General features: G+C 38.4%; 22 protein-coding genes. 6 read left to right on the forward strand and 16 right to left on the reverse strand.

The genetic code is table 11. From position 1 onward, the window contains the following. Positions 1-26: 26 nt before the first annotated feature. Entirely contained in the window at positions 27-335 is a 309-nt protein-coding gene (locus P0Y49_17190; protein WEK18527.1) for a GNAT family N-acetyltransferase, read from the reverse strand. Positions 336-497: 162 nt separating this feature from the next. Here P0Y49_17190 and P0Y49_17195 point away from each other — a divergent pair, with 162 nt between their 5' ends. From P0Y49_17195 to P0Y49_17215, 5 genes are all read left to right on the forward strand, one after another. After that, a complete protein-coding gene (locus tag P0Y49_17195; GenBank protein ID WEK18528.1) occupies positions 498-842 on the forward strand; it encodes a hypothetical protein in 345 nt (114 codons plus the stop codon). A 98-nt stretch (positions 843-940) separates the two neighbouring features. Continuing rightward, complete coding sequence (locus P0Y49_17200; protein ID WEK18529.1) at positions 941-3,172, forward strand: TonB-dependent receptor; 2,232 nt, start codon at positions 941-943, stop codon at positions 3,170-3,172. Positions 3,173-3,234: 62 nt separating this feature from the next. After that, complete coding sequence (locus P0Y49_17205) at positions 3,235-3,657, forward strand: DUF4625 domain-containing protein (protein ID WEK18530.1); 423 nt, start codon at positions 3,235-3,237, stop codon at positions 3,655-3,657. A gap of 11 nt (positions 3,658-3,668) precedes the next feature. Beyond that, entirely contained in the window at positions 3,669-4,145 is a 477-nt protein-coding gene (locus P0Y49_17210; GenBank protein WEK18531.1) for a DUF4625 domain-containing protein, read from the forward strand. A gap of 32 nt (positions 4,146-4,177) precedes the next feature. After that, complete coding sequence (locus tag P0Y49_17215; GenBank protein WEK18532.1) at positions 4,178-4,879, forward strand: hypothetical protein; 702 nt, start codon at positions 4,178-4,180, stop codon at positions 4,877-4,879. A 63-nt stretch (positions 4,880-4,942) separates the two neighbouring features. Here P0Y49_17215 and P0Y49_17220 read toward each other — a convergent pair whose 3' ends face one another. The 14 genes from P0Y49_17220 to hemA all read right to left on the reverse strand — a co-directional run bounded on the left by P0Y49_17220 (position 4,943) and on the right by hemA (position 19,963). Beyond that, positions 4,943-7,513 (reverse strand): DUF5686 family protein, encoded by a 2,571-nt coding sequence (locus tag P0Y49_17220; GenBank protein WEK18533.1) that lies wholly within the window; start codon positions 7,511-7,513, stop codon positions 4,943-4,945. Positions 7,514-7,676: 163 nt separating this feature from the next. Beyond that, positions 7,677-8,669 carry an ABC transporter ATP-binding protein gene (locus P0Y49_17225; protein ID WEK18534.1) on the reverse strand — a complete coding sequence of 331 codons (993 nt, stop codon included), beginning with the start codon at positions 8,667-8,669 and terminating at the stop codon, positions 7,677-7,679. 117 nt (positions 8,670-8,786) lie between these two features. Further along, on the reverse strand, positions 8,787-9,590 hold the full coding sequence (locus tag P0Y49_17230) for an outer membrane beta-barrel protein (protein ID WEK18535.1): 804 nt from the start codon (positions 9,588-9,590) through the stop codon (positions 8,787-8,789). A 10-nt stretch (positions 9,591-9,600) separates the two neighbouring features. Beyond that, the gene (locus P0Y49_17235; protein ID WEK18536.1) at positions 9,601-10,308 is read right to left on the reverse strand and encodes a hypothetical protein; all 708 of its coding nucleotides are present in this window, start codon (positions 10,306-10,308) and stop codon (positions 9,601-9,603) included. Then, complete coding sequence (locus P0Y49_17240; protein ID WEK18537.1) at positions 10,298-10,864, reverse strand: RNA polymerase sigma factor; 567 nt, start codon at positions 10,862-10,864, stop codon at positions 10,298-10,300. Before P0Y49_17240 ends, P0Y49_17235 begins: the two co-directional genes overlap by 11 nt. Before the next feature lie 117 nt (positions 10,865-10,981). Then, positions 10,982-11,530: a protoporphyrinogen oxidase HemJ gene (hemJ, locus tag P0Y49_17245; protein WEK18538.1), complete on the reverse strand. Its 549-nt coding sequence runs from the start codon at positions 11,528-11,530 to the stop codon at positions 10,982-10,984. Between the two features lie 5 nt (positions 11,531-11,535). Beyond that, a complete protein-coding gene (gene hemE, locus P0Y49_17250) occupies positions 11,536-12,558 on the reverse strand; it encodes a uroporphyrinogen decarboxylase (GenBank protein ID WEK18539.1) in 1,023 nt (340 codons plus the stop codon). A 27-nt stretch (positions 12,559-12,585) separates the two neighbouring features. Continuing rightward, positions 12,586-13,101, reverse strand: a complete 516-nt coding sequence (locus P0Y49_17255) for a hypothetical protein (GenBank protein ID WEK18540.1) — start codon at positions 13,099-13,101, stop codon at positions 12,586-12,588. Next, positions 13,101-13,805 carry a response regulator transcription factor gene (locus P0Y49_17260; GenBank protein ID WEK18541.1) on the reverse strand — a complete coding sequence of 235 codons (705 nt, stop codon included), beginning with the start codon at positions 13,803-13,805 and terminating at the stop codon, positions 13,101-13,103. Before P0Y49_17260 ends, P0Y49_17255 begins: the two co-directional genes overlap by 1 nt. Before the next feature lie 2 nt (positions 13,806-13,807). Continuing rightward, positions 13,808-14,674 carry a HAMP domain-containing sensor histidine kinase gene (locus P0Y49_17265; protein WEK18542.1) on the reverse strand — a complete coding sequence of 289 codons (867 nt, stop codon included), beginning with the start codon at positions 14,672-14,674 and terminating at the stop codon, positions 13,808-13,810. A gap of 35 nt (positions 14,675-14,709) precedes the next feature. Further along, entirely contained in the window at positions 14,710-16,083 is a 1,374-nt protein-coding gene (gene hemL / locus P0Y49_17270; protein ID WEK18543.1) for a glutamate-1-semialdehyde 2,1-aminomutase, read from the reverse strand. A gap of 48 nt (positions 16,084-16,131) precedes the next feature. After that, complete coding sequence (gene hemB, locus P0Y49_17275; protein WEK18544.1) at positions 16,132-17,100, reverse strand: porphobilinogen synthase; 969 nt, start codon at positions 17,098-17,100, stop codon at positions 16,132-16,134. Positions 17,101-17,133: 33 nt separating this feature from the next. After that, on the reverse strand, positions 17,134-18,711 hold the full coding sequence (gene hemC, locus P0Y49_17280; protein ID WEK18545.1) for a hydroxymethylbilane synthase: 1,578 nt from the start codon (positions 18,709-18,711) through the stop codon (positions 17,134-17,136). A gap of 25 nt (positions 18,712-18,736) precedes the next feature. Then, positions 18,737-19,963 (reverse strand): glutamyl-tRNA reductase, encoded by a 1,227-nt coding sequence (gene hemA, locus P0Y49_17285; GenBank protein ID WEK18546.1) that lies wholly within the window; start codon positions 19,961-19,963, stop codon positions 18,737-18,739. Between the two features lie 173 nt (positions 19,964-20,136). Here hemA and P0Y49_17290 point away from each other — a divergent pair, with 173 nt between their 5' ends. After that, the gene (locus tag P0Y49_17290) at positions 20,137-20,979 is read left to right on the forward strand and encodes an alpha/beta hydrolase (protein WEK18547.1); all 843 of its coding nucleotides are present in this window, start codon (positions 20,137-20,139) and stop codon (positions 20,977-20,979) included. On the opposite strand, the gene P0Y49_17295 is transcribed toward P0Y49_17290, so the two are convergent. Next, on the reverse strand, positions 20,954-21,598 hold the full coding sequence (locus tag P0Y49_17295) for a hypothetical protein (GenBank protein WEK18548.1): 645 nt from the start codon (positions 21,596-21,598) through the stop codon (positions 20,954-20,956). The genes P0Y49_17290 and P0Y49_17295 overlap by 26 nt on opposite strands. Positions 21,599-21,652: the final 54 nt, after the last annotated feature.

The following is a 21,652-nucleotide window of genomic DNA, read 5'->3' on the forward strand; positions in this document are numbered from 1 at the left end:
GTTTAACAGGGCTACCCTATCCTCTTTTAAAACGGCCTTGCACTTTCATCTAAAATTCTTTCCCATTCAGGATGCCTTTTCAAATAGGCGGCTACAAATGGACATAAAGGAATAAGTTTATAACCTTTATCTTCAATATATGACAATGTTTTCACTATGATAGCTGTTGCAGCCCCTTTGCCTTTTAATTCTTCAGGAGCTTCAGTATGGATCAACCAGATCTTTTTACCATGCTCTTTAAAATCTATAAATGCGGTATAGTCACCTATTTTTAATTCAAAACGCATATCAACCTGATTTTTAAGCAATGGTAGCTTTAGATATTCCTCATTCATAGCAGCTGGTTTTAAGGGTTAATTATATGCACTAATTTACCTCAATAAAATCATAAAAAAAAGGAGCTAATAAAGCTTCATACCATCCCTAATCAAAAAAAAGCAACTTAATTGCATTTAAAATTGCATATCACAAAATATAAATGCAACTTTGATGCAATAATGAACACAAGTGCAAAACAATTATGGACAAAACTGCAGCAGATCGGTTCCTATCTGTTAATTGCATTATTTCTGTTTATTTCAATTGCACAGCTTTTTCACCTGCATATCGATGTACATGAAAATCAAGAGGCATTATACGGAGATAACGAACGTATCCAGCTCTCAGATAAATGTACTGTTTGCGATTATTCCCATCATGTTCAGGGACAGCAGATACTTTTGTCCCATTCACAAGTGCTTACCATAACAAGCCCTGAAGCAATCACACTCAATACCCGAGTATTGACAGGGTTTTACGATTTTACCCCGCAAGTCACCGCAAACAAAGGCCCACCCCACTAACCTTAAACTCCCTTTTTCTATTTCCTTATTTACCCCTGCTTTAAGCGGGCAAGCATTCCTATGCCTATTTATTACTGTAAACCCAACTACAAAATTTAATGAAGAGATTCTATACATTATTCCTTTTTCTGTTGATCAATCTTCAAGCAGCCTTTGGACAAGTTCTAAATTCTGTACCTGATTCGACATCAAAAACCAGATCTGCCCCATCCGTTCATCAATTAAAAGAAGTAGTGGTTAAAGACAAACGGCTGCAGCTACGTCTAGAAGAGGAGTCTTTAAATGTAGTAACGGTTAACAGTGATTTTATACAACGCAACCTGGGCGGAAGTTTAATGAAAACCCTAGAACGTTTGCCAGGTATTAAAACAATAGGCATTGGTTCCGGTCAATCTAAACCACTAATCCGTGGATTGGGATTCAACAGAGTAGTGGTAACTGACAAGGGGGTAAAACATGAAGGCCAGCAATGGGGAGCGGATCATGGCCTGGAGATTGATCAGTTCGCCGCTGAAGAGATCGAGTTGATAAAAGGTGCAGCTTCCTTTATCTATGGTTCTGATGCTATAGCAGGGGTAGTTGATGTTAAACCAGCTAATGCCCCACCGAAAAATACCCTGGGCGGTTCAGTTGATCTGTTGGGGAAAAGCAATAATAAACTATATGGAAGTTCTGTTAATCTCTTTGGAAGAAAAGAAAACTGGTTCTTTGACTCCCGCATAACCTATCAGAATTACGGAGACTACAGTGTACCCACGGATACGGTATTCGTTTATGATTATGCAGTTAGATTACACAAACGGCATTTGCGTAATACTGCCGGCATGGAAACAGGATTACACCTGAGTACTGGTTACATGAAGGAGCATTTCAGATCAGTATTTTACTTCAGTAACATTTATAGTAAGAGTGGTTTTTTCGCCAATGCACATGGCCTGGAACCAAGAAGAGTAGACACCGAATTACATGATGTGTCTGCAAGGGATATCCAGACGCCTAGTCAGCAGGTAAACCATTTTAAGCTCATTAATCGCAGTAGTTATCAGGCAAATGGACATAACATGGAGATAGAGGTTGGATACCAACGAAATTTTCGTCAGGAATTAAGTCAGTATGTAAATCATGGCTATATGCCTCCTGTTTATCCTGATCATTTATCTATTTCTCCTGAACTGGAACGAGAATTTGATAAGCAGGTATATACACTGAATCTGAAAGATAGAATAATCATTGGAAAACATCATTTTATTGCAGGCATTAATTCCGAATATCAGGACAATGCCATTGACGGTTGGACATTTTTAGTTCCTTCTTTCAACCAGGCCACTGCAGGACTATTCGTGTATGATAAGTACAAAATCAACGAGCAGGTTTTGTTAAATGCAGCATTGAGGTATGATTATGGAAAGATCAGAATGTTTAAATATACAGACTGGTTTAATTCTGATGTGACAAAAGATGGTACAACAACCTCAGAAATGCTGGTTAGAGCTGATGATTTGAACCGTTCTTTTAACAGCATAGTATGGTCAGCCGGTATAAATTACAACTGTCAGAAATTGCTATTGAAGGCCAATATCGGCAAAAGTTTCAGAATGCCAATTGCCAAAGAGCTGGGTGCAAATGGGGTGAATTATCACTATTTCAGTTACGAAAAGGGAGATCCTACGCTTTCGCCTGAGCAGTCGTACCAACTTGACCTAAGTATTGGCTGGAACGAAGGCCACTGGTCGATGCTAATCAGTCCTTTTTACAACTATTTTCCAAATTACATCTACCTGAATCCTACAGCTCACCATGATTTTTACTATGGTGCGGGTAATCAGATTTTTCAATATGCTCAAAGTAAAGTCATTAGATACGGTGGTGAGTTACAGGTAAAATATAAGGTATTGAAAAGCCTTAGTACAGAATTTCTGTACGAATATTTATATGCAAGACAGCTATCAGGAGACAAGAAAGGTTATACACTTCCTTTCTCTCCACCGGCTTCAGCTTTGTTTAATCTAACCTGGTCACCGGAGTCAGATTCCTTTCTTAAACATTCCTATTTTTCTATAGACTACCGGATCACTGCGAGACAAAATAACATTGTCCCTCCCGAAAAGAAAACACCAGGTTATAGCCTCATCAACCTCCAGGCAGGCACCAGGATCAGTATCTATAATCAGCAGCTGATGTTCAGTTTGCAAATGCAAAACCTGCTGAATACCCGATACCTCAATCACACCAGTTTTTATAGGCTTATTGAATTACCTGAGCAAGGAAGGAACATTATCCTATCCTTAAAGATCCCTTTTAACACTCCTTTAAAGAACAAAAACTTATAAATCTATAATAACATCATCAAATGGACACAATTAAAACTTCACACAAAAACACTTTACTAAACATGAAAACAAAAAAGATTATAGTGGCTTTACTGCTTTTTGGCACCGCTTTTCAGGCATGTAAAAAAGATAAGGAAGCAGAACCCGAAAAAGCTATTCCTACTGCGACAAACATAGAAATCGGTTCCGGAAACAAGCTCGCATTAAGAGGAAGAGATTTTCACTTCAATGCAGATGTAATTGCTTCAGATAAAATAAAAGAAGTTCAGGTAAAAATCTTACAGAAAAACGGTGAGGTATATGCCCGCTACTGGAAATTTGAATTAGTGTGGACAGAATATAGTGGTACTAAAAACACCAATGTACACAAGCATTTTACCATTCCAGCAGAAGCCCCGGAAGGCAAATATGACTTCTATTTTGTGGTGTTGGATGAAAACGGGACTAAGCTTGAAATCAGAGAGGACCTAACCATCACTAATTAAAAAGCCCTCCTATGAAACTTATTCAAACAAGTTATGTCTTTGTCGCAGTGCTCCTATTGTTCAATGGCTGTAAGAAAGAGAACGCAGTAACCATCGATACGGAATACCCAACAATAAATCTTAATACCAGCAATGGTTTTCCTCAGCAATGCAGCTCTGTGAAACGGGGTGAAAAATTTATCTTTTGCGCCAGTCTTAATGACAATGTAGAACTGGGCTCAGTAAGTGTTGACATCCATCATAATTTCGATCACCACAGCCATAGCACTGAGGTAAATGACTGCCAGTCTGACCCCATAAAAACACCCGTAAAGCCATTTCTACTGATCAAGAGCTTTACCATCCCAGCAGGATTAAAAAGTTACGTGATCGCAGAAGAAATTACCGTCCCCACAGATATAGATCCGGGTGATTACCATTTTCTAATCAGACTGACTGATAAGGCCGGCTGGCAGATCATCAAAGGCCTAAGCATTAAAATTCAATAACAATAATTAATCATTAAAATCAAACTCAAAAGATGACAAATCAATTTAAATCCCTGGCAATCGCATTGATGACAGCAGCTGTACTTTTTGTAAGTTCATGTAAAAAAAACAATGATATCCCGGTAGTAAAAGAAGGTATTGAACGATCAGAAATCATCCTGACCGAAGTTACCGGAGCCGCGATTGAAGCGCACGGAGATCACTTCCACGGACTTACAGACCTGACTGCCGGAGCGCCTGTTGTGATTAAATTCAATGAAAAAGGTATTGCCACCGCCAACGGACACCTACACCTTGAGGCTAATGCAGTATATAAAATGGAGCTGAAGGCCTGGGATTATACCGGGAAGGAAGTGCAAAATCAGTTTATCCAGGATAAAGCGACTGCAGACCAATTCAAAGCATTCCTGGTGGGCGGCAACTTGATCCTGAATAAGGACTCTAAAACGGAAAGCGGAGCGGTCTTCCAGCCAAAAGAACAGAACTATGCAGATGGTTCTATAGTAACCGGCCAGTATGAAACTACAGGAATACTAAGTTATCTCACTATAGGTCATGATAATCAAGGACCCACCAAAGAAATCACCTATATACTCAGAAAACTAAATAAAGATGTTAAAGCAACAATTACCCGAAGCGACTGGAATCATAATGACTACGCAACAAAGTTTGCGGGTCAGGACCTGTTGAAACTAAAGTTCGAGATCCATGTAGAAGAAGGACATGGCCACTAGGCCGATTTTAACATAAAAAAGCAGGGTAGTTAAGCTTTACCTAACCACCCTGCTTTACAACAATTAAAAATCAAATTTTACTCTGGCACGGAATCCCCAGCTGGAAACACCAGGGTAATCCAAATAATTGAAGCGCTTTACCGCATCAACCCTAAGTACTTTAAAAATATTTCCAACTCCAACACTTCCTTCTATATAAGGCACACTGCTTAAGCCATGCGTAATTGGCACCCCATCCTGGTTACGCACAAACTGCATAGCATCCGGGTTTTTATCCGGATTGTTCTCATTACGTAAACCACCATACAATGCTTTAAATGACATCACCTCTCTTAATTTTAACTGCTGAAGCAATGGGATCTTGTTAAAAAAGAATCCATTAAAATTCTGATCGATGTTGATGCTTCCATAATGATCACTCACAAACTCAAGGAAGTTCATCAGGTTATAGGATTGTAACTGATAAGCATAAGTTTGATTGGCGCGATGAATAGACAATAGTGGAAAAGGCAGCTTACCTACATTATATCCACCTTCCAGAGTAACATCTGTATAGCCCAATTGCGACAAATAAAAACGCTTTTCGGCACTAGCCATAAAATTATGGTAATTGTATTCACCACCTAAAACGCCCTTCAAGCCTGCGGTATAGCGTAGGTTAAATATCGGATATTTATCTACAAAAGGTGTGCGATAGATTTTTCCCTGATAAAACTTCTCATGAGGCGCATACCGCAATCCTATTGTAACCTCAGAAGTATTGATCTCATTAGTTCTTGAAAAAAGAGTTTGGTCCGAGTTGTTAAAATATAGGCCTCCAGCCGGACTCTGCTTCCATTTGCGTAAACCTAAGCTATAAGAGAAATGATTCTCATATTCATGAACATAATCCAATCTGTAAAAATCATTATACAACATCATATTGTTATCCCCTCTTTTAAATGACAAAAGGAAATTGTCTTCCTGAACAAACTCTAACTCCTGTCCCGGAATCTTTGTATCTCGCTGAAAACTTGCTCTCAGGTAATTTTGTGGGAAAGCATAGATTGACTTATTGTTTAGTGAATAAGTTCCACTCAGGAAATACTTCCACTTTTGATCATCAAACCCATAAGCGGCATAAGTTTCAAAATAATATCTTTTACTTAAAGCTGGTGTCGTTCTCCCCCCTAAACGTAAGCGAAAACCTTCTACACCATTAAAACTGTAAAAAGTATTTACAGGTCCCATTTCAAAAGGTCCAAAATCTTTATATCCCGCAAAAAAGAGTGTTACAATATCCATTGTTCGCTTAAAAGAAGGAATAGTTTGCAAAGTATCTAAATTCCGATACACCTTGGCACTGTTAAGGCTTAGTGCTTCGGGTCTATTGTTCACCCAAAAGTCGTCAGACTTATTAGCCGCATCCGGAGCGATTACCAAAGTCGATGCACCTTTATAAACATCATCAGCAGGTGGTATGTTGATTTTATAGTCCTTATAGGTCACCGTACGTTCTCCAGTAAACCCTGAACTACTGTTTTTAGTAATTGCGAAATCAACTATCAGGTTACTTTTCTTCAGGTGATATCGCTTGTCAGGATTCTGATCAAACTCAAGCTTGGCCTCAAGTCCCCTTACAAAATTCAGGTTGATGTTTTTATTAACAGTAAGATATGCATTTTGAACAGCATAATTCCCATCCATGGTTATATACAGCTTCCCCTCAAATAACTGATCCATTTTACCTCTTGGCGTAAATGAAAGCTCTATCAATTGAGGTTGATGAGTTTTGATTGTATCTGTAATAAAGAATTTATAGAAACCAGGAGCACCATCCGCTATTGGACTTAACAACAGGTTACTCACAACAGAAATATTATTATTGTAAATATCGATATCCTGATACATCCTATCGAAATAAGAACTCAAGCCCTGGTTATCAATAAAACGCTCGTCAAAGTTAACCTGTTTATCGGCAATCACAACCGTTTTCAGCTTCTCTGGATTTTTACGGAAGTAATTGTCAGAAAGCTTTTCTTGTTGAAAAACAGGTAGAAGATTTTTACCCCCAATTTTAGCTGAGTCCTGTTCCTGGAATAGGAACTGGTAATTACGGAACATCTTTTTACTCTTAAATTTATCTGAAAGGTTGCTCATAGAGAACAACATCCTTTCGTACTTTTGGTAAGTCACATAGTCGTAGCTTTCCATGCGGTTTTTCGACTTGTTGGCAATTACCTTACGAATCAATTCTACAGCAGGATTCTCTTTATTGCGATATTTTGGCTTTTTACCTGCCTTTATCACCACCTCATTCATTTGCATTGCCTCGCTTTGCAATTGAATATTAATGGTCTGAGCAGTATTTGGCTTAATCGTTTTTACCTGCGCTTTATAACCTACATAACTAAATTTAAGCTGAGTATAATTACCATCAATTGTAATATTGTATTTACCATCGGCATCAGTACGTCCCCCTTTACCGCTCCCCACAACAATAAATGATGCATAAGGAATGGTTTCTTTAGTAGTAGCATCGGTAACAGTTCCTTTTACAGAGGTTTCTTGTGCAAATGCCGGTAAGCTAGACAAAGCTAAAATGAGCGAAAAAATGAACTTTACTATTATGGATTGAGGATGTTTCTGATACATCTGCTTTTTACTTTTAATATTTATCGCTTAAAACTGATTAAGCGCCGCAAAGTTAATACTCAACTTCTGAATATTTTAGTAAGAAAGTCAGGAAACAGCTTATAAGTAAATGTTATGACACGAAAATGAATAATGAGGTTTTACCAGACTGATTTTTATTGATTTACAAAGTCAAAAAACGAGTAATATTCGCCTGAACATGATCGTTCTTTTTATGCTCACCCCGGTTTAACTGGATAGCCCTTATCACTACACCATTACGTTCCAGCAGCAGTTCTTCGTAAAAACCTTTGTAATACACGTCTTTAACCTCAAAACGTTTGCTGTTCCAGGAGCTTTTTAACTCGACCCATTCCGGATAAAAAACAGCATTACCGCTTTTTACTTCTAAACCTAGTCGCTCAGCATCGGCTGCATTTAAAACAACAGCATTACCCAGTAGCTGGGCAGTGTAAATGTGATCAGGATGATTATATATATAAGCGGGGTCTCCCAATTGTAGCAGCTTGCCATCCTTTAGAATAAGTAACTCATCAGCAAGGAACAACCCATCAGCCGGATCATGTGACACCATAACGACGGTAACTCCGGTTTCCGCAGCTATTTTTTTGATATCGGCCCGTAATTGGTTTTTCAGCAAAGCATCAACCTGACTAAAGGGCTCGTCCAATAACAATACGGTAGTATCACTTACCATAGCTTTTGCTATAGCTACACGCTGCTGCTCTCCCCCACTTAATTGTGTAATTTTCTTATCCTTAAGATGTTCAATATGCAAGTGTTGCATCATCTTCATCGTCTTTTCCTGCTTAACCTGCACGTTGGTATTGGAAAGCATGGATGCAATATTGTCATATACCTTGGCATATATGTTTAAGGAAAAGTCCTGAGTAACCATTTTCATTTCCTTATGCCCGGGTATAAGCTGCTCATCAGGCCCAAAAATGCGTTTACCTTTAAAAGTAACCTCCCCCTCATCTACTTTCAGTAAGCCATAAATACATTTCAAAAGGGTCGACTTTCCACTTCCACTTTCGCCAAGAATAGCTAGAATGTTTCCTTTTTTGATGTCGAAACTGACCTGACTTACGCCTGATGATTGTTCGGTTTGGTACTGCTTGGTTAAGTTTTTAACGCTAATGATAGGTTCTTCCACAGATGCAAAGATAGATATTTTGGTACAAAAAGAGGTTGCATCAAGTTCTCTATTGACTATAAAAACAGGGCATAAAAGTATTTTATACCCTGTTAGGTTTATTTGGTTGTGTATGTTTTAATGTAGTCCGAATGTAATACCGAAGGACATATTCTTCAATCCTTTTTGCTCTGGGCTATCAAACATATCATTAAAATAATATTTGGTGAATAAACCAATACTGCCATAGCCAATACGAGCAGTACCACCGTAACGGAAAGATTGAAAATGATAATCATCTCTTATTTTAACCTTACCATGCTCATCGCTAATTTGTTTTACTTTTCCATTTAAAAGGAAACTCACTTCTGGGCCGGCTACAAAATAAAAGCGTTTGCTACCATGCTTCTCATTCGTGCGGAATTCGAAATTCAAAGGAATATGTACATAACTATTGGAGAATCTATTTTTGCTATAATGAATGTCATCATTTACATAAGTTAACTCCGGTTGCCCTCTTTGGATTGTAATATCTTTTCTTAAACGGATCATAGTCCAGTCGAAACCACCTGCCACATACAACTTAAAATTCGGATTAAATCGGTAACCAAATTGAATCACATCAAAAGAAAAAGTACTGGTTTTAGATCCTCTGTAACTCAAAAAATCATTTTTAGGTGACAAAGTGAAGCTTCCGTTATCAATCAGCCTGGAGAATCCCCAATCTACCCTGGTAATTGTAATCCCACCCATAAAACGTCCTTTAGAAGCATTAGGAGTACTTGCCGTATCCTTTTTACCTACACTTACACCGATACCGTATCTCATGTCAAAACGTTTCATCTTTTTCTTTGAAGTGCTGTCTTGCTGAGCTATTGCCTTACCAGTCATTGCACAGGTAAGCCCGCTCACCAAAAGTGCTGCAAAAAGTATTCTATTCATATTGTTTGGTTTATTTGTGTTTCTTTGAATTGAATTTTATAAATCCGATGTTAATCGCAATAAGTGAAGAATTATCATCGTCATCAGTTTTAAATTGCAAGAGCTTCTCCTCCCTTTTGTCCAGTTTATCCACAACAAAATTAATCAGGTCACCAACATTTCTAATCCCTTTTTTCTCAACCTGATCATTCTCATTGATCACCTCATCAATACCCGTTACCAGCGATTGATCAGATGCCAGCACCAGAGTATTTGAATTTACGACTGGCTGTAACCTCTCTACCACAGCATGAAGATGCATATCCTCCTTTATTGGTTGCATCACCATTAAATCTTTTTTAATATTTGTTGCCCGAACTGTATCAATTGCCTTAACTACAGCTATTTTATTTTTCACAGTAAGCTTGGTTGAGGCAGTTCTATGTGGAGATTGGGTGCCCGATTCTTTCTGAATTGAAATTGGTGCGGCCTTTTCCACTAAAGGGGGAATAAAATGATCCAGCGCATACAACTGAATCTTCTCCTCTTTAGTAAGCAATAAGCTCATAATAACAATAGCAACTGCTGCCGCTGCTGCAAACCAATATAAAGGAAACTTCCTTTTAACAGGTTTAATTTCCAGATGTTTTTCAATACTTGTCCAAAGCCCAGCAGAAGGTTCAATTTCTGCATTTTCAAACCGATCCTTAAACAGCTGATCCATTTCTTTATCCCGCATATGCTGTATGATTTATGTCTTCCATTCTAATAATTTCTTCCCTTAAAATTGCTCTGGCTCTAGACAACTGAGACTTACTAGCCCCTTCTGAAATACCAAGCGTTGCTGCAATTTCTTTATGTGTATAACCTTCAATTGCATACATATTAAAAACAATACGATAGCCATCAGATAGCTTTTGAATAATTCTCATGAGATCTTGAAGGCCAAGCCTGCTAAAATCAAAGTTAGTAGAAGGTTGTTCATGTGCTTCTTCAATCTGTACCAGGTTCATATTTTTCAGATTCTTTCTATAACTTTCGATTGCCGTATTAACCATAATCCTCCTGATCCATCCTTCAAAAGCACCCTCACCTCGATACTCTTTTATCTTTTCGAACACTTTAATATAAGCCAACTGCAATACATCTTCAGCCTCCATTTTATCTTTGGTATAGCGCATACAAATAGCCAGCATTTTAGCAGCCGTCTGTTTATAAAGCGCTTCCTGCATCTGCCGGTTACCGGCTTTGCATCCATTTAGCAGTTCATCTATTCTATATTGCGTCAATTCCATTTGTGTTTGATGTATAGAAGATGAAGGAATTATTGAAAAGGTTGCATGAGGTTAAAAAAATAGCTATAAATAAAAATAGCTCCTTAACAGGAGCTATCATAATATTTTGGGATTTACTTAGGAATCATGCTTTTTACGGTAATGCTTATACCATTTTACAGCCATCATAATCACAACCGCAAAAACAATTAAACCAATAAGACCATAAACCCAGTCGACCGCACTTTTTAAAACTACAGTAAATACAATTGCAACCAGCAAAATAGTAGCTACCTCATTCCATAAACGAAGTTGAAAAGAACTAATTTTACATTTACCATGCTTTAGCTGTCTCATGATATTCTGGCAAATAAAATGATACACCAATAAAGCAGCTACAAAACCTAGCTTTACATGGAACCAGGGCATAGTTAACAACCAGGGCCGTATACAAACCATCCCTACTCCTGCAAGTACGGTTAGTAGCATAGCAGGTGTAGTAATGATGTTCCAGAGCTTACGCTCTATTTTTTCATATTCCTTTTGAAGGATATTGCGTTCAATTTCAGGTCTGTCATTCGCCTCAGTATGATAAATGAATAAACGCACACTATAAAACAATCCTGCCATCCAACTTACCACAAAGATGATATGAACAGCCATGACGTATAAATAGTATTTCTCCATTAAGCTTAGTATTTAAATTCCTTAATTACCTCTATAGCGTATTTTACGTTATCAAAAGGAATATCAGGCATAATACCATGACCAAGGTTAAAGATAAAGCCATTCTCACCGCGCATACGCTCAAACAATCTAAGTATCTCTTTTTTGATGACAGGTTTGTTGGCATATAAAATATGTGGATCAAGATTTCCCTGCACAGCAATACCAGCAGGTAGGCTCTTTTTAATATTTAAAAGATCTGCGTTCCAGTCTACCGAAATTACATCCGGTTTGGCAGTTGCCATAATTGGAGCAAAAACGGAACTTCCTTTACAGAAAGAAATTACAGGAATGTCTTTTCTATTTAGATTGGCAATAATTTCCTGAATGTAACGGTGAGAGAATTCCTGATAATCATTCCATGATAGCGCTAAAGCCCAACTATCAAAAATCTGAATAGCATTAACACCGGCAGCAATCTGCAGATTCAAATAATCGGCAGTAACCTTTGCAATTTTAGCCAATAGTTTATGCGCAATCTCTGGCTCGTTATGCATCAACAATTTAGTTAATTTAAAGTCCTTTGATGAACCACCCTCAACCAGGTAACTCATTACGGTAAACGGTGCACCGGCAAAACCGATTAGTGGAATACTTCCATTTAAACGTTGCTGTATCACTTTAATTGCATCTGCAACATATTGTAGCCTATCCAATACATCTACCTCCAAAGCATCCACATCTTTCAGTGTACGCACAGGATTTGCAAACTTTGGCCCAACGCCTTGTGTAAAGCTCAGGTCTCCACCCATAGCCTCTCCGGTAACCAGGATATCTGAAAATAAAATAGCAGCATCAATACTCAACAAATCAACCGGCAACATCGTTACATCAGCAGCAATCTCAGGTGTTTTGCACATTTCAAGAAAGGAGTATTTATTTTTAATCTCCCAATACTCTGGCATAAAACGACCTGCCTGACGCATCATCCATACTGGTGGACGTTCTGTTTGCTTTGAAAATGCTGCATCTAAAAATAACGTGTTCATCTGTTCTAAATTTCTCCTCTATTTCTTTTATAAACTGTTTACTTCTTTCTCTATCTTACTAATTATATCTAATGCTTTAGGTGTTACCGCAAGCTCTTTTGCTTTTTCAAGGTAGGCAGCACTACGTACTTTATCTTTCTTCCTTAGGGCCAGATTAGCCAAATGAATCATCACAAAAGCTTTATCATTCTTTCCACCTAAAGGAAAACGACTGGCTATTTGAAAGTGAAATTCTGCAGCCTCATAATCCTCCTTTTTTAAAGCAATATTGGCCCGCATAAACTCGTAATAACCACGTCTGTTTTTAGCTAACCGATCAGCATTAGGCACCTCATTTAGCAATTGCTCTGCACGCGCATGGTCGCCATTTTTAAAATGTTTTGAGGCCAGCAATATAGAACTGTGCTTAAAGTGGCTCCACAAAACAAAGGCAAACAAAAAGCCGGCAATAGCTGCCAGCTGATATTGATCATAAAAAAGGCATACCAGGATCGCGATAGCAAAAACTGCCATCAGGGCATACCTGCCTTTTGAATTATACATTAATGAATATCCGTGAATTTATAGCCTACACCTCTGATCGAATGAAAATAAACCGGGTTTTTCTGATCTGGCTCAAAATACTTTCGGAAAGTCAAGATGAAGTTATCTATCGTTCTTGTAGATGGATAAACGTCATAATTCCAAACTGTTTCCAAAATCTGTTCGCGTGATACAGCTTCATTTTTACGCTCTATCAGCAATTTCAAAAGCATAGTTTCCTTTTTGGTTAAAGGCACAATCACACCATCATCCTGTTTCAACTCAAACGAGTTAAAATAAATGGTTTTATCACCAATTTTATAAGAGTTTATTTCTTTTAAATCGTCAGCTTTCATGCTGCGTTTTACCAGAATGCCTACTCTTAAGATCAGTTCTTCCAGGTTAAAAGGTTTTACCAAATAATCATCGGCTCCCTTTTTAAGTCCCATTACTCTATCTTCGCTGGTATTTTTAGCAGTTAAGAAAAGAATAGGTACTTCAGTATTTTCTAATCTGATGGTTTCACACACCTGGAAACCGTCCATTTCCGGAAGCATTACATCCAGGATAATTAGGTTAAAACGCTCTTCCTTAAAAACCTTTAAGGCCGTTTTACCATCTTTTACAGCATGTACTTTATAACCTTCAAGCTCAAGGTTTAATTTTATCGCATCTAATAAATGGTCTTCATCTTCAACCAGCAGTATTCTTAATTTCTGTTGCATAATCAACTAAATGTTATTTCAAAAATAGCACCTTGCGGTACGTTATCTCTAACGCTGATATCAGCGTCGTGGCTTTGTAATACTTCCTTAACAATAAACAGGCCTAAACCTGTTCCTTTTGATTTTCTGACATTCTCATCACCAACACGGTAAAATTTATCGAAAATAAGCATCTTTTCTGCATCAGGAATACCTGGCCCTTTGTCAGATACCCTTAAAAAAGGATGACCATCTTTCTCCATCAATTCAACAGATACATCTGCACAAGGTCCAGAATACTTCACTGCATTCTCAACAAGGTTCGTCACTACCGAAGAAAGTGCAAACTGATCGCCCATCACTTTAATTCCCGGTTTAATTACCGGAGTGATCAACTGCTCACATCCACACGAATGCACCTGCAGCCTGTCTGTAATCTTAGTTACCAGTTCAGAAAAGTCAAATTCCTCCTTAGGGAAGGAATAAGAGCGGTTTTCTATCTTGGTAGCCAGCAACATATTCTCCACCAGATCATCCAAACGCTCAATATCTTTTAATGAATTACTCAGCAAAGAAGTCTGCCTTGCTTTATCCAGATCACGTTTCACGATCGTTTGTATAGATAACTTTATAGCCGCTAACGGCGATTTTAGCTCATGTGTTACAGACAATAAAAAGTTTTGCTGCTGTTCGCGTAAACGCTCTTCTTTTTTAATAGACTGATGTAAAAAATAGGCACCAATACATAGTAAAAATAAAAATACCGATCCTTCTCCCATGACCATTGCCATTCTGGCAGGTTCCAGCCTTACCACCAATGTGCCCCAAGAGATGAGCTGCACCATTGCATAAAGCAACATGAAATAAAATATAATGATCGATTTCTTCAAGATTACCTGTATTTACTGTATAAATATACCATTATTTACTTGTTCCTGAAAACAACATCAAGACTATCAAAAATGGCTCTTTTTGCTTTTTCAAGTTCAATTTTTGTATGTGCAGCAGAAACAAAACCTACCTCATAGCCTGAAGGGCCTAAATAAATGCCCCTGTTCAGCAATTCCCTATGCATTATCTTAAATTTCTCCATGCTATTGTGGTCAATATCATCTGCAGTCTGAATCTTGTCCTTATCCGTAAAAGCAATCCAAAAAATAGAACCCACATAAAACACCTTTACTTTGTAATTTCTGGCTGTTGCAAAACGCTGTATACTCTCTGCAAATTCGCCAGCTTTATTGTTCAGATCTTTATAAAACCCTGAACGCAGCAATTCTGTCAGTTGAGCAATACCGGCAGCCATGGCTACAGGGTTACCAGAAAGTGTTCCCGCCTGGTAAACCCCTCCATCAGGAGAAATATGTCCCATAATTTCGGCAGAAGCACCATACATACCTACAGGCAAACCACCACCGATAATTTTACCATAAGTAACAATATCAGGTTTCACACCATAATAAGCCGCAGCACCTTCAAAACCTAACCTAAAACCGGTAATTACCTCATCAAATATCAATAAAGCTCCATTTTCCTTACAAATACCTTGTAAGAAGGTTATATAAGCAGCATCCTGCATCAATAAACCATTATTTGCCGGGATACCTTCAATAATTACTGCTGCAACCTGATCCTTAAACTGATCAAAAGCTTGTTTCAAAGCCTCAGTATCGTTTAAAGGTAGTACGATGGTTTCCTGTGCAAAAGCCTTAGGTACACCAGCAGATGAAGTTTCACCGAAAGTAACCAAACCTGAACCTGCTTTTACCAATAATGAATCACTATGACCGTGGTAGCAACCTTCAAACTTAATAATCTTATCTCTACCGGTATATCCACGTGCCAATCTAATGGCTGACATTACGGCTTCTGTACCAGAGCTGGTAAAACGTATTTTTTCAACAAACTTGTTGTTTTTAATAATCAGCTCCGCCAGTTCATTTTCCAAAGCAGTTGGCGCACCGAAGCTCATGCCATTCTGCATTACCTCAGTAACCTTTTCCCTTACCTTTGCATGGTTATGTCCCAGGATTAATGGTCCCCAGCTACCGCAAAAATCTATAAATTGATTGCCATCTGCATCCCATACAAAGCAGCCGTCCCCTTTTTGAATAAAAAGTGGAGTGCCATAAACCGACTTAAAAGCCCTAACCGGAGAGTTTACACCTCCCGGGAAATAGTTTTTCGCCTTTTCGTATAATTCTGCAGACTTTTCTCTGGAAATATCCGGCTTACTACCTGTGTTTACAGGTACATCGCCTTCATTTCCTGAAAACATTTTTTTTAAAGATTCTAACATATGCTTATTTCAATTCTGTGTGTCCTATTGTTTCCAACAAAGCACAACTTACATCCAATTCTTTTCTACAATATCCCTGATGTGGTAAGTCGTGATGATGCTTGCCCCTGCACGCGCAAAAGCATGCATGGTTTCCATTACTACTTTTTGTTCGTCTATCCAGCCTCTTTGTGCTGCTGCTTTAACCATCGAATATTCTCCGGATACATTATAGCAGGCAATCGGCACATCAGTATGCTGCTTTAGGTTATGCATAACATCAAGGTAAGCCAAGGCAGGTTTTACCATTAATACATCAGCACCTTCACTTTCGTCTAGCAAAGCTTCTCTTAAGGCCTCATTACCATTTCTAAAATCCATCTGGTAAGCCTTTCTGTCACCTTTACTTGGCGCACAGTCTGCAGCTTCCCTGAATGGTCCGTAGTAAGCTGATGCAAATTTGGTAGCATGCGACATAATCGCAGCATTTGCATGACCTGCTCCGTCCAATACACTCCTTATTGCAGCTACACGTCCATCCATCATATCAGATGGAGCCAACATATCTGCTCCTGCTTGCACATGAGTAAGTGCCATTTTAGCGATAACCTCAACAGTTTCATCATTTTGAACGTAATCATCCTTTAATATACCGCAATGTCCATGTGTGGTATAAGAACACACACAAACATCAGTTACAATATAAAGGTCATCACCAAAGTTTTTCTTCAATAAACGTACAGCTGAAGGAACCAGAGAATGATCATGATAGGCAGATGCAGCATTTTCACTTTTCTCATCCCCCACACCAAAAAGCATAATCTTGTTTACGCCCAGTTTTAATCCCTTCTCTACATCCCTTACCAATGTATCTTCCGAAAAATGACTGATACCCGGCATTGCATCTAACGGATGAACAACGTCTTTTCCCGGAACAACAAAGTATGGATAAATGAACATGTCTTTAGATAACCGTGTTTCGGCTATCATCTCTCTCACAACAGGATTTTTCCTTAATCTACGCGGACGGTGTAACATATCTTTACTCTTTAATCTTTGTTCCTTGTTTTCTTACAAATCAATTCCAAAAACGGCTTCAGCTAAGCCGATTTCATCAGGAGAATAAGGTAAAATCACCTTCACTCCCATTTCTTCAAACTTTTTAGCGGTAGAATTGCCAATCGCAATTACCTTTTGCCCTGGATCCAATAGGTTATCCACAAAATACGCCTCCACATTTGATGGACTTGTAAATATGAGCACCTCAGCATAAGTCTGAGCTATATTTTCTTCAATAACCGTTTCGTAAATCGGCAGATCAACTACTTTTGTATCTGGCTTTAACGCTTTTTGAATGCTCAATAATGAATCCTGCGCTCTTGGGAACAATACTGTTTTTCCCGCAACAGCCTCAGCAAACAATTCAGCAACCTCATCTATATCACCACCTTCACCAACATAATCAGCCACATGACCCATTCTTCTTAATGAATCTTCAGATCCCTTACCTGCTACACCAAACTTTACATGCTTAGGTAGCATTGGTTTCAGCTGAAAGAAATAGTCTACACTATTTCTACTGCTAAAGAAGATCCATTCTATATGTTTTAAGTAAAACGGATCTAAAACGGTTACAATTGGAAAAGTACGGATCAACGATCTCGCATCTATTTCTATATTGTGCTTTGCAAGTGCTTTTCTAAAATAATTATGCTCGCCAACTTCTCTGGAAATAAAAACCTTAGCCGGAAGCTTCCTATCTGCACTAAACTTAGTTACAATTTTTTCGGCCAGTCCATCCAGATTTCCTACCCGATAAAACAAACGATCAGGGAAGTCTTCATCAGTCTCTGCCTTTGAAGTCCAGACCTCATATTGTCCCTCTTCCTTTTTACAATAACAGCCCAAAGGCATGTGACAACCGCCTTCAAAAAGGTTTAACACCTTACGTTCTACAGCAATCTCATCCGCCGTTTCCTGATGGTGTATTTTTTGAAGCGTATCGAACAATTCATTATCATTTTCCCTGATTTGGATCGCAAGCGCACCTTGTGCAGGAGCTGGAACCACATCAGTAGGATCTATCACCTCAACATGAAATTCAGAAAGATCAATGTTTAAGCGGTTCACTCCAGCTTTAGCGATCATGATGGCATCATAATCCTCATCCCTTAATTTTTGAATACGGGTAGGTACGTTACCTCTTAAATCTTCAATATTTAAATCCGGGCGAAGTGCAAGCAATTGAGCTTTACGTCTGTTCGATGAAGTTCCAACCATTGCTCCCGTTTTTAAAGAAAATTTATGGGTGATGTTTACGCAATCCTTAAGGATCAGTAACAACTCAGATGGATCTTCGCGCTCAGTTACCGCAGCAATAGTTAATCCGGCAGGATGTACGGTAGGTAAATCTTTATGTGAGTGTACCGCAATATCGATGGTACCACCTAAAAGCTCTTCTTCCAGCTCTTTAGTAAAGAAACCTTTACCCTCAAGTTTATCCAACCTAAGATTTAAAATCTTGTCGCCCTGAGTTTTAATGATCTTCAATTCAGCCTCAACACCGATAGCTGCTAATTTATCTTTAATGAAATTGGCCTGCCATAAAGCCAGGTCGCTACCTCTTGTACCTATAATAAGTCTTTTCACGTTGATTGCTATTTTTTTGGCAAATTTAGCTATTCTTTACCAATATCTCCTTTGCCATTACCATTGGAACGCTGATGTATTTTTTTTCCATGTAATTCATCACTTTTTCCAATACTAATCTTGAATTTTCATCCAGATTATTGATCTCCTCGGCAAAGATCCCATTGATAGCAGTATGCTTAATTTCCTTAATTTTCTCCGGAACGCAGCTCATAGCGATTTCAATTTTGCGCTGACGCAATACCAATTCAAAATCTTTGATATTTTCATCGATAATGTGCTCGGCATTTACCAGCTCATCATAGCGTTCCTGAATATTTTTACGGGCAGTCTCTTTTAAAGATTCAACCTCGATGTAGTGTATTGGGAAGTTTTTAACCACTTCAGCAGCGGTGTCATTAGGAATGGCCAAATCAACGATTACCTTTTTAGCGGTATCCCCATTCAGCAGTTTTCTATAAAGCGCTTCAGTAACAATAGGTTCGGTAGCTCCTGTACAAGTAATAATCACGTCAAATCCCTGATCATAATTTTCAAGCGCTGTAAGCGGATAAGCTGTACCATTCAGTTCTTTAGCCAGTACTTCTGCATTTTCAAGTGTTCTGTTAAAAACCGAGAAGTTAGAGTACTTATGCTTTTTAAGATATTGAGCTAAATTCTTATTTGTTTCACCCGCACCAATGATCAGTAACCTCGAGTTGGCGCACATCTTAAGATCACGCAGCTTACGGTAAGCCAAAGAAACAACTGAAACTGGATTTTTAGAAATATTGGTATGTGTATAAACTTCCTTCGCTGTTTTCACAACTCTGTTCATAATCATCCGCATATAATCTCCGGTAAATCCTGCAATGCGGCAGGCTTCATAAGCCTTACGAATCTGGGCAAGAATCTCCTTTTCGCCTACAACCAAGCTTTCTAATGAGCAAGAAGTACGTAACAGATGATTAAAAGCTTCTAACTGTTCATATACAGATACATTTTCAACAAACTGCTCCATATACTGTGGTGGCAAGCCCATATCCAGTACAGTTAAAAAACGAAGAATAAAATCTTTATCTAAATTATCTGAAGCAGTGAATACAAATTCAACTCTATTGCACGTTCCTACATAGAATATTTCCTTAACACCTAACTCTGATTGAATGTTTCTCAACCTATCGTCCAATGTTTGCTCACATATTACCAATTTGCCTAAGGACTTTAGGTCAATCTGTTTATGCGTGAAAGCAATGATCTTTAAATATTCCAAAATAATAGTATCCTGTTTGTTTTTAGCGAAACAAAAGTAACAAGACAAGGCTGTTCCACTGTCATTATGCTGTAATTAAGAGCTATTTAGAAAGATTTTAAATAAATACAAGTAGCTAAACATCCATATTTTAATTTTGTTATATTGTCTAAACACCATACAGGTAGCTATATATGATTAAAAAGGAACACTTTACACTAAGCGGCGCATCAGGAAAAACGATTCTTGGCGATTGGACTTATGACGATAAAAACACAAATCCCGACACTATAATTTTCATTCACGGCTTTAAGGGCTTTAAAGATTGGGGGGCACACAACTTAACAGCGGCATTTTTCGCTTCCAATGGGTATAGATACCTCAAATTCAACCTGTCTCACAGCGGAGTTACCCCGCAAAATCAAAATGACGTAACCGATATGGATGCTTTTGCCAGCAATACCATCAGTAAAGAGCTTTCAGATCTGGAAACAGTAATCGATTATGTCGACACCACCTTTCCATCTACTTCCATTTACCTGATAGGGCATAGCAGAGGCGGTGGTCTGGCAATTATTCAGGCAGCAAAAGATCACAGGATCAGTAAACTCATTACCTGGTCTGCCATTTCCGATTTCTCCAGCCTTTGGAAAAAAGAGCAGGAAAAGGAGTGGATTCAAACAGGCAAAATCTTTGTAGAGAATGCCCGTACAAAAGAAAAAATGCCTTTAAATAATACATTACTGGAGGACTTCAATAAACACAAAACACATTTTAACATCATAAATGCTGCAAAGCGTGTACATATCCCCTGGTTAATTTTGCATGGCGACGACGACGTTAATGTTAAGTTTAGTGTAGCACAAGAATTAGCACAAAATCAACTGAACGCTAAGATTCAAAAGATTGAGGGGGCAAATCATGTATATGGTGCATCGCACCCATATACATCAGATCAATTACCCCCTCATTTATATGATGTTGCTGAAAAAAGCCTGGCATTTTTACGATCTACATCGGCAATAGACCATCTTTAACCATTTGGTTAATCAAGATTTTAGGATAGCTATTTGCAAAGTTATCAATTGATGCAGGATTAACCGTTTCTGTCTGCGCAGACCAAACCAGCTTATTATCATCCATGCTATACAAATTGGTCTCCAGGAAATACTTTTTATCAGTTACATAATATCCCGGATCATAAAACATAGGGCGCCAGTAGTTATAGTAGCTATAAAATCCTCCATACCATCCATAATACGGATAAGGGGCATAACCCATCGATCCTGGAACATATCTGGTTTCACTTTCCTTGTTTATCAATGATATCGTAAGAATGTAGTTAGCCCCAGAGTTCTGAATTCTGGATAACAACTCTCTTTCTGATGGCAACTTCTGGTAATAATCAGGACTAAAATATTCGGTACTCTTTACCACCTTAACGCCTTTTACCGCAGCTTGCGATGCCCACGCATTTTCCAGTTTAGTCCTGACTTCCATGTTTCTGGTCAGCGAAGCGATAAAGACGGTCCTTCCGCTCAACATTGTTCCTCTTGCAGAAGAACTAACCCATGATCCGGTTACTCTTGTTGCCGGGCTGCAAGACCACAGTATTCCACTTATCAGCAGAATAGCAAAAAAATTTACTTTTTTCATAATCTAGATTTTTAAGCTTATAACATTTTTCCACAAAAAATGTTTCTGTTTTAT

This window comes from Candidatus Pedobacter colombiensis (assembly GCA_029202485.1).
Lineage (GTDB): Bacteria > Bacteroidota > Bacteroidia > Sphingobacteriales > Sphingobacteriaceae > Pedobacter > Pedobacter colombiensis.